A 9,622-nucleotide genomic window follows, 5' to 3' on the forward strand; every position below is an offset into this window, starting at 1 on the left:
CCTTATAGTTTTCATACTGCTGATTATAAGCTAAAAATTCATAAGCCAGTTCTCTAAAGGCCATTAAATCATCGATATCTTTCTGGTTTTCAATGGCAATTAAAGCAAAGAATCCCTGATTGCCCCATTTAAAGATAACATCTCTTCTTCTTTCTAAGATTTTAATAACTTCGCTTTCCACCATGCCGGTCATTTCGCTTTCATAGAGTTCAATACTCTCATCATCAATGATGCTGTTACCGTTAAAAGCAGCAGCGTTAAAGATATCTACAAAATTAACAGCTTTTTTTAGATGATGCTTTAAAATTGAATCATTTTTAATTTCTGATTTCATAATCTACTCCTTTCTGTATAAATTAGAAGAATAAATCATTAAATCTAAAGACATTATACTACATAATTTATTCTTCTACTATTTATATACAACCGCACTTAGTGTTTTTTCTTTTTTTATTTTAATTTTTTTGAAATTTTTTAAAAAAAGAAAAGGAATCTAGTCAAAGATTCCTTATAAATCAACATTACGACTAATAACATCGAGATTTTTGTCACTAAACGGTAACTTTAAAACACGATAAATATAACAATTTCAAAAACCAATTTAGGTCCTTCAAAGCTATTTACATTATTTGTTTAATTATGATTTTTAATACTAAAGCTTTATAATTTATAACATAGTAATTTTTCCAAAATAAAAAGATTGGTTTTATCCAATCTTTTATGAAAAATGATCTTCAATTGGTAAAACGATCTTAAAAGTAGTTCCCTCATTTAACTTACTTGAAAGATGAATATTACCATGATAATATTGAACAATATGTTTAACGATTGCTAGACCTAACCCTGTTCCCCCAGTTTCTTTATCACGACCTTGATCACATCTAAAGAAACGTTCAAATACGCGACCTTGATCAATTTTAGAAATACCTCGTCCAGTATCTTGAACAATGATCACAACATCGCTTTTAGCTTGATATGCCTTAATAATGATTTTTCCTTGATCAACGTTGTATTTAATAGCATTAGTAATTAAATTGCTAAATAACTGATGCATGTGCTGATGATTTGAAATATAAGTTATATCTTCTAATTCCTTGCTAACTTCTAAATGACGTTTATCAATTTCTACTTGCATACTATCAACAATTTCATCAACTAATGGAATTAAGTGGACTGGATGCTTGATTACGTCGATATCTTTATTTTCTAACCGAGAAATCATTAAAATATCATTAACTAAATTAGACATATTTTCAACTTCACCATGAATCTTATCTAATGCTTTTTTTCTTGAAGGTTCGTCATTGATAACCCCCGTTTCTAACAACTCACTATAACCTCTAATTGAAGTTATTGGTGTTTTTAATTCATGAGAAACATTAGAGAAAAATTCCTGGCGCATTTTCATGGCATTATGCTGTTCAGTAATATTGACAAACAATAATGTTACACCATAATCAACTCGAGCTACATAACAATTATAAAATTCTTTTTCTTTTTCAATTTCGACAATTTGTCTTTCAGTCGTTAAATGATCTAGCGCATTTATTATTTTAAAATCAAAAATAAAGTCTTTAATTGGATTATTTAATCTAATGCGGTTTCCATATAGCTGCTGAGCTTTACGATTAACCATTAAAACCTCAAGATTACTATCAAGTAGAATAAAGCCTTCTTTCATCTGATCCAAGATACCATTGATCTTAGTCCGTTCTTCTTTTAATGTTTTCATCGTGTCATGAATTGTTTTAGCTTGATCTTCTAGTTTGGTTGCAATGATATTGAATTCATCATATTTATAAGCATCAAATTCTAATTCCCGATAATCTTTCATTTTCATTACTTGTGTCGTAATTTCTTGTAATGGTGCAGTTAAAGTATTAGCGAAACGTTTTGATAAAATAATTGCAATTGTAAGTGAAATAATTGCTCCAATTCCTAATGGTTTAATTAAAGTTGGCAAGAAATCAAAAATGCCATCATAAGGAACTGATAAACGAACAATATAATTATCATTAAATAAAGCTACATAAAGTAAATTTTCTTTCGTTGTTTGGGAATAACGAGTAGCGTAGCCAACTCCATCACTTAATGCCTCTTTAACTTCTTCACGACCATGATGGTTTTCTTCAATCGAATCACTATCACTATCAGCTAAAACATCACCATTGGTATCAATAATGGTAAGTCGAGTATTATCGTTATAAGCAAGCGGATTTAAATTAGCTACTTGCTGCTTTAAATCCTGCTTATCATCTAATTGATAGTCAATTAACTTGACAGCATAAAGCATATCATGTTTCGTATTTTCTAATAACTGGTTTGATAAAATCACCATTGAAACACTGCTAGATAAAATCAAGGTAATTAACAAAACAGTAAGGAAATAACGGAAGATAGTTTTATTCACTATCATCATCTCCTTCAAAGAAACGATAACCGACACTACGAACTGTTTTGATATATTTATGACCATCATCATTTAACTTGCTTCTTAAAGCTCGAATATGAACATCTAAAGCTCTTGATTCACCAATAAAATCATACCCCCAGATTTCATTTAATAATTCTTCACGTTCAACGACACGATGTTTATTATCCATTAAGTATACTAATAATAAGTATTCTTTATTAGTAAGTTCTATATTTTGTCCATCTAATTTAACTGATCTTGTTTGTTTATCAACAATAATATGTTTAGTTTTAAGCACATCACTTGTTTTATGGCGTCTTAACAATGAACGTACTCTAGCCTGTAATTCAAGAATTCCAAATGGCTTAGTCATATAGTCATCACTACCACTATCTAAACCATTTACTTTGTCAATCTCACGATCTTTAGCACTTAGAATTAAAATTGGTATCTCGTTATTAGTTTCTCTAATCTTGACAATTGCATCAATACCATTCATCTTTGGCAACATTAAATCAAAGATTGCCAGATCAGGTGCATTTTTATTAATTTCTGCAATTGCATCAATCGCATTATCAAACTGGGTTACTTCATAACCACTGCTTACTAGTGCCAAATTAATAATTTCGCGAATATTTTCATCATCTTCAACTACAAAAATACGTTTAGCCATTGTTATCCTCCTAAATCAAGCGATAATTATCTACTGTCCCGGTTTGATTAAATTCAACCCATTCACAAATATTAACAGCATGATCACCAATTCTTTCAAAGTATTTAGCGATCATTAAGAAATTTATCACTAAATCAATATTCTCTGCATTTTCATTTACTATTTGAGTTAATTCTACCTTAACTTCTTTAAATAGTCCATTCATTTTACCTTCCATACCTTTAATTTCTTTAGCTTTTTCTAAGCTAGATTGATGGAAGGCTTCAACTGAACCACGAACCATTTCTTTAGCTAAAGCTGCCATATTAGGGATATGTTCAACCATTTTATATGGACAAGTAACATCAGTTTCTAATAAGATTTCTGCAATATCAGCTCCCTGATCACCAATTCTTTCCAAATCAGTAACAACTTTTAAAGCTGTTGAAACGTTTCTTAAATCACTGGCAACTGGCTGTTGTTTTAAAATAAGTGACAAGCAGCGAGCTTCAATCGTTCTTTCCATATCATTGATTACTTTATCACCAGAAATAATATCTCGGCAAAGTTCTCGGTCGCCACCTTTAAAAGCAACGATACAATTTTCGATTGCTAAAACAACCAAATGACACATTTTATCTAAATCAACATGCAATTTATTTAAATCATTTTCAAAATTACTTCTTAACATTTTTTTCTCCTATCCAAATCTTCCCGTAATATAATCTTCAGTCCGTTTATCCTTAGGCATACCAAAGACATCTTTAGTCTTACCATATTCAACCATTTCTCCCACTAAGAAAAAGGCTGTATAATCAGCAATACGGCTGGCTTGTTGCATATTATGAGTTACAATAGCTATTGTATATTTATTTTTAAGTTCCATCAACAATTCTTCAATTTTTAATGTTGAAATAGGGTCCAAAGCACTTGTTGGTTCATCTAATAAGATAACTTCTGGTTCTACTGCTAAGGCTCTGGCAATACATAAACGTTGTTGTTGTCCACCTGATAAACCTAAAGCACTTGAATGTAATCGATCTTTAACTTCATCATATAAAGCAGCTGCCTGCAATGAATCTTTAACGATCTTATCTAATGTTTTTTTGTTTTTGATCCCATGAATTCTAGGTCCATAAGCAATATTATCATAAATGCTCATTGGAAATGGATTGGGCTGTTGAAATACCATTCCAACTTTTTTTCTTAATACAGTAGTATCCACACGGCTGTCATAAATATCTTCATCATCCAAAGTAATACTACCAGTAATTTTGACATCTTTGACATAGTCATTCATGCGATTTAATGTCTTTAAAAATGTTGATTTACCACATCCTGAAGGACCGATAAAAGCAGTAATTTTATTTGTTTTAATATCTAGACTAACATCTTTTAAGGCATGTTTTTCACCATAGTACAAATCTAGATTTTTTGCTACGATCTTATTTTCCATTCTAATCCACCTTATTTACATCAAATTTATTTGAAATCCATTTTGCTAAAAAGTTCAATCCTAAAACAATTACAATTAATACCAATGCAATTACAAAAGCAATTTCATAATTACCCTTAGCCATTTCTAAATACAACTGAATTGTAAGAGTTGCCCCAGAAGTAAACAAATGACCAAAAATATTAGTTGGTAAAATTCCTAAAGAACCGGCTGTATATAACAAGGCTGCTGATTCAGCAACAATTCTACCCATACCTAAAATTATCCCTGTTAAAATCCCCGGCATCGCACTAGGTAATAAAACAGTACGAATCATATACCACTTAGTAGCCCCAATCCCTAATGCGGCTTCACGATAGCTTTTAGGGACTGCTTCTAAGGCCACTTGAGTATTTCTAGTAATGATTGGTAAGATCATGATCGCCAATGTAAATGAACCTGATAAAATTGAAAAACCTAATCGACATAACCCACCAAAAAATAACATCCCAAATAAACCATAAATAATTGATGGAATTCCCGCTAAAACTTCGGTCGTAAATGAGATCACATTAACCAGCTTTTTATTTTTAGCGTATTCATTTAAAAATACAGCTCCGCCTATTCCTATTGGACAAGCTACTAATAAAGTCACTACAACAATATATAATGTATTAATAATATTTGGTAAGATTCCGACAGTCCCTTTTAAAATACTGTTAGTATTAACCAAATAAGAAAAATCAAAGCTTGGTACACCGCGATATAAGATATAGCCAAGACAAACAACTAATACCAATACTGAAAGTGCACTTGCAAATTGAATCAAGAAATATAAGACTTTATCACTAACACGACTTTTTTTGTCATAAATACTTACACTATTCATGTTCGTCTCCTCTCTTGATAATGAATGTTAAAACTAAATTAATCACCATAATAAAGATAAATAATACTAACCCGATCGTAAATAATACTTGACGATGAGTTCCGGCTGCATAACCCATTTCGGAAACAATTCCGGTCGTTAAAAAACGAACTGAATTAAATGGCCAAGGCGCATTAACTGAATTTCCAGCTACTAATAAAATTGCCATAGCTTCACCAATAGCTCGACCAACTCCTAATACGATTGCCGAAACGATTCCTGATTTAGCACTTGGTAAAACAACTTTAAAGATTGTTTGAATCTGACTAGCTCCTAGTGCTAATGAACTTTTGCGATAGTCATCAGGTACTGTATTTAAAGCAGTTTCGGTGATATTAATCAAAGTTGGCAAAATCATAATTGCAAGTACGATAATTGCCGAAATTAAGTTAGCACCACCAGTAAATTGATGGGTTGATGATCCCGCAAATATCAACATTTCAATTTTATACATAAAAGGACAGACAATTAAGATTCCTAGTAACCCATAAACAACTGATGGGATTCCCGCCAACAATTCAATTGCAGCTTTTACTATTTTTCTAACTTTAGGATTAGCGATTTCTGCTAAGTTGATTGCTGTAAAAACACCAATTGGCACTCCAATCAAGATAGCCAAAAACACACCAACAATTGATGTTAAGATAATCATCAAGATCCCATATTGAGGATCAGCTGCAGTTGGTGCCCACACACTGCTAAATAAAATTTCTCCAATTCCTACTTCAAATAAAGCAGGTGTTCCTGAAATAATCATATACCCAGTAATAGAAACTACTGCAACGATAGATACAATAGCACAGCCACGAAATATTATCGCGGCTGTTTTTTCTACCATCGACTTTGTTTTTCTATTACTAATAATAGATAACATGTCTTTTTCCATAATTAACTCCTAGTTTGGACTAACTAATTTACAAGATTCAATGATTTTTTGTCCAGCTTCACTTTCAATGAATTCAAATAATGCTTGTACTTCTTTACTTTGTTCACTAATTTCACCTTTAGTAGCCATTACAAATGGTCTTTGTAAAGTGTAAGAACCATCTTTAATTGTATCAACTGTAATTTCTACATCATCTAAAGTTAATGCTTTAACAGTATCGTTATCTTGAATTGCTTCAAATGATACATATCCAATAGCACCTTCAGTTTCGGCAACACGACCCATTACGGCACCAGTTTCATTTAATTCTTGAGCGTATTTACATTGATCTTCAATTTCTAAGATTTCTTCAAAGGCACCGCGAGTTCCAGAACCTGCTTCACGTCCAATAACAACGATTTGTTGATCATCACCACCAACTTGTGACCAGTTAGTAATTTCACCAGTATAAATTTGTTTTAATTGATCAGTAGTCAAATTATCTACTTTACTATCAGCGTGCGTTACAATAGCAATACCATCTAAAGCTACAACGTTTTCAACTAAACCTTCAGCTTTTTCATCATCAGTTAATGCTCTTGATGAGTTTCCGATATTAGCTGTTCCATCAATTGCTGCTTCAATACCAGCACTTGATCCTGTAAATTGTGGTTCTAATGTTAAGTTAGGATATTGTTCTTTGATCCCTTCTGCTAATGCATTAACAAATTCTTCCATTGAAGTTGAACCATTTAATGTAATTTTTCCGCTGATGTCACCAGATGAAGAATCATCTCCTCCACCGCCACATCCAACTAAGCCTAAGCATAATACTAATGTTAATAATACTCCAAATATTTTTTTCATACTTCTTAAATCCCTTCCTTTATCTTTTCTTAAGACACATATATAATAATCAAATCAAAGCTTTCGTTATATCAAAAATATGTATTAATTATGTTAAGTTTATGTAAAGAAAAAAGGGAAATTGCCTAATTCCCCTCATCATACATCGCTAACATACTTCTTAACCTATTTTTTACATTTATCCGTAGACTGCTTGGAGCGACTACTTCTACTTTATTTTGCAGCATCATTAACCAGCCAATTAATCCATCCGACAAAGCCACATTAAAAATTCTAGCTTCAACTCTTTCTTTATCAATTCTTCTAACAATAATATCTTTACCAAATTGACTTACTACTTCACGAATAACTCGTCGATTGAAGATTATGATCAAATCAATATGTTCATTACTAAAAAACATATTAACATTATTTTCAAATTCCTTAACAATATCATAACGTTTACTGATTTCTTCAAAGCGGCCACGCTGATTCATAACCAGCCGCATTCGATCCACCCGATAAACTGATAAACTATCTTTACGTTTATTGAAATAACCAACTAAGTAATAAATTGAATTACGTACTAAGATTTGATACGGTGATATCATATAAGTTTCTTCATTTAAGTTCCCATTAGTATGATAAACCTCAGTTAACCGATTATCTTTGATGTCATAACTAACATATTTAAAAGCAATATTGCGATGATTATTGATTGCTTTAATGATCGTTGTTAGATTAACTAATAAATCAAAAGTTAGATCCTGACTAGGTTTCTTTTCAATATACAAACGTTTACTTTGATTGGTTGAACTTAATAACAATAACTTATTAACTAGCTCATTAGCTGCTTTTTGATCCAAATTAGGATTAGATACCACATTATCCACTAAAAACTGCAACTGACCATCTTCAAAAAAATCCTCAGCAATAATAAATCCTTTCCGTCTAATTGTTTGAATTAATTTTTTACCTGTCAAACAAGTATAAAAATCATTAATTCTTTCAATCAAACTATAAACCGTTTTAATATCCACCTTAATTCCATATTCACTTAAAGCTTCAACAATATCTTTACCACTGATTGGTTCGCTGCTTTCTTTAATTACCTTAAAAACATAAAACAATTTTTCTCCCATGTTCTTCTCCTACTCACTTATCAAGTCTAAAGGTATATGCATCATTCTAGCATATTTTCGATACATGCGTGGATTATAATTATATAATGCTGGCAAATATCGTTCTATTTTTTCATCAATACTAATATATTTAAAATAATGGTATACCTTTTTATATTGTTTTTCTAGTAGTAAAATGTTACATGTTAAATAATAATAACGTTCACTGCTTAAATGCTGACGATTACAAATCGCTAAAACAAAACTTTCAATAATTTTAGGAGAAAACTTAATTAGATGTCTTAATAAACAATATGTTTCAACTGTAAAGCCGCCTAAATCTAAAATATGTTTAACTAATTTATATTTATAAACTGACAATGGATAAAAATGCTGATCAAGCAATAAATTCATCATTACTAAATCTTTTTCCATTTCATCAAAACTTAATGCTCGATCGATTTTACGTTTAATTCGAGTAAAAACAAGTAATTCCAATTCTTTATCCTTAGAAATTTTCTTTTTCAAAATGCTAATATCCATGCTTTTATTTACAAGATCATGAATTTTTTGAATATCATTACAAACTTTCAATATGTATCTTTTTACTTCAATAATGTCTAAATCAACTGCCTGCCAATAACTTTTCATGTTTATCACTCCTCTTATCTATCTTTATTATAGTATTTTTGTTAAGTTTTATACCAATACTTAACATTTATTAAACACCTAAAATTAGGTTTTAAACAAAAATATATTATCATACAAAAAAAGTGAATCTTACAGCTACTTTATCACTGTTAAAATTCACTCTATTTAAAATGATTTACTTAATTATAAGTCCACTTCATCTTTACCTGTTTATGATAATGTCCTAATCCAATATAAATGACTTTTCCAACAAGTCCTATATCATATCTTTTTTCCTTGATTTGTTTTACTGCCTGATTAGCCAACTTATCTAAATCCTCTTTTTCATTATCACTGTATTTAAATTCAATTATATATGATGCTAAGTTATCTTTTTTAGCTTTTAAGATAATATCGCATCTTCCAACTCCTGCTTCTTTGTTACTGATGATTTCATAGTCATTACTTAACCAGGCACTCATTCCTAGCATCATCATATGATAGCTGTTTTCGCTTATCAAGTCATAATATGATGGCATCGTTAGCAGGATGTTTTGATATGTTTCAATAAACATATCAGCCTTTTGATAAATTAAGCCCTGAAACATTTTTGACAGTTCCGTCTCTGATATCTTTAAATAATATGATGTCAATGATTTAAACTCATTTTGGACTTCTTTATTGGGTACTTTAATCTTATAATAGCCACTAGTTTCATCCATTGTTTCGACG

At 30.7% G+C, this 9,622-nt stretch carries 11 protein-coding genes; all 11 read right to left on the reverse strand.

What is annotated here, in order from left to right; translation table 11 throughout:
* Nucleotides 1-334, reverse strand: a 334-nt coding sequence (locus tag J7M77_RS00005) for a hypothetical protein (protein WP_296874782.1), incomplete at its 3' end; no start/stop codon positions are given.
* A gap of 384 nt (nt 335-718) precedes the next feature.
* Complete coding sequence (locus tag J7M77_RS00010) at nt 719-2,416, reverse strand: ATP-binding protein (RefSeq protein WP_296874784.1); 1,698 nt, start codon at nt 2,414-2,416, stop codon at nt 719-721.
* Nucleotides 2,403-3,086, reverse strand: coding sequence for a response regulator transcription factor (locus J7M77_RS00015; RefSeq protein WP_296874786.1), 684 nt, complete (start codon nt 3,084-3,086; stop codon nt 2,403-2,405). The genes J7M77_RS00010 and J7M77_RS00015 overlap by 14 nt, the downstream gene beginning before the upstream one ends.
* A gap of 10 nt (nt 3,087-3,096) precedes the next feature.
* Nucleotides 3,097-3,756: a phosphate signaling complex protein PhoU gene (gene phoU / locus J7M77_RS00020; RefSeq protein WP_296874787.1), complete on the reverse strand. Its 660-nt coding sequence runs from the start codon at nt 3,754-3,756 to the stop codon at nt 3,097-3,099.
* A gap of 9 nt (nt 3,757-3,765) precedes the next feature.
* On the reverse strand, nt 3,766-4,521 hold the full coding sequence (gene pstB, locus J7M77_RS00025; RefSeq protein ID WP_296874789.1) for a phosphate ABC transporter ATP-binding protein PstB: 756 nt from the start codon (nt 4,519-4,521) through the stop codon (nt 3,766-3,768).
* A 1-nt stretch (nt 4,522) separates the two neighbouring features.
* Complete coding sequence (gene pstA / locus J7M77_RS00030) at nt 4,523-5,389, reverse strand: phosphate ABC transporter permease PstA (RefSeq protein WP_296874791.1); 867 nt, start codon at nt 5,387-5,389, stop codon at nt 4,523-4,525.
* The gene (gene pstC, locus J7M77_RS00035; RefSeq protein WP_296874792.1) at nt 5,382-6,314 is read right to left on the reverse strand and encodes a phosphate ABC transporter permease subunit PstC; all 933 of its coding nucleotides are present in this window, start codon (nt 6,312-6,314) and stop codon (nt 5,382-5,384) included. The genes pstA and pstC overlap by 8 nt, the downstream gene beginning before the upstream one ends.
* A gap of 9 nt (nt 6,315-6,323) precedes the next feature.
* Complete coding sequence (locus J7M77_RS00040; protein WP_296874793.1) at nt 6,324-7,160, reverse strand: phosphate ABC transporter substrate-binding protein; 837 nt, start codon at nt 7,158-7,160, stop codon at nt 6,324-6,326.
* Nucleotides 7,161-7,285: 125 nt separating this feature from the next.
* Nucleotides 7,286-8,281 carry a WYL domain-containing protein gene (locus J7M77_RS00045; RefSeq protein ID WP_296874794.1) on the reverse strand — a complete coding sequence of 332 codons (996 nt, stop codon included), beginning with the start codon at nt 8,279-8,281 and terminating at the stop codon, nt 7,286-7,288.
* 9 nt (nt 8,282-8,290) lie between these two features.
* Nucleotides 8,291-8,911 carry a hypothetical protein gene (locus J7M77_RS00050; protein ID WP_296874795.1) on the reverse strand — a complete coding sequence of 207 codons (621 nt, stop codon included), beginning with the start codon at nt 8,909-8,911 and terminating at the stop codon, nt 8,291-8,293.
* A gap of 179 nt (nt 8,912-9,090) precedes the next feature.
* Nucleotides 9,091-9,622, reverse strand: a 532-nt coding sequence (locus J7M77_RS00055; RefSeq protein WP_296874796.1) for a PD-(D/E)XK nuclease domain-containing protein, incomplete at its 5' end; no start/stop codon positions are given.

The sequence above is a fragment of the Thomasclavelia sp. genome, assembly GCF_017889095.1.
GTDB lineage: Bacteria > Bacillota_I > Bacilli_A > Erysipelotrichales > Coprobacillaceae > Thomasclavelia.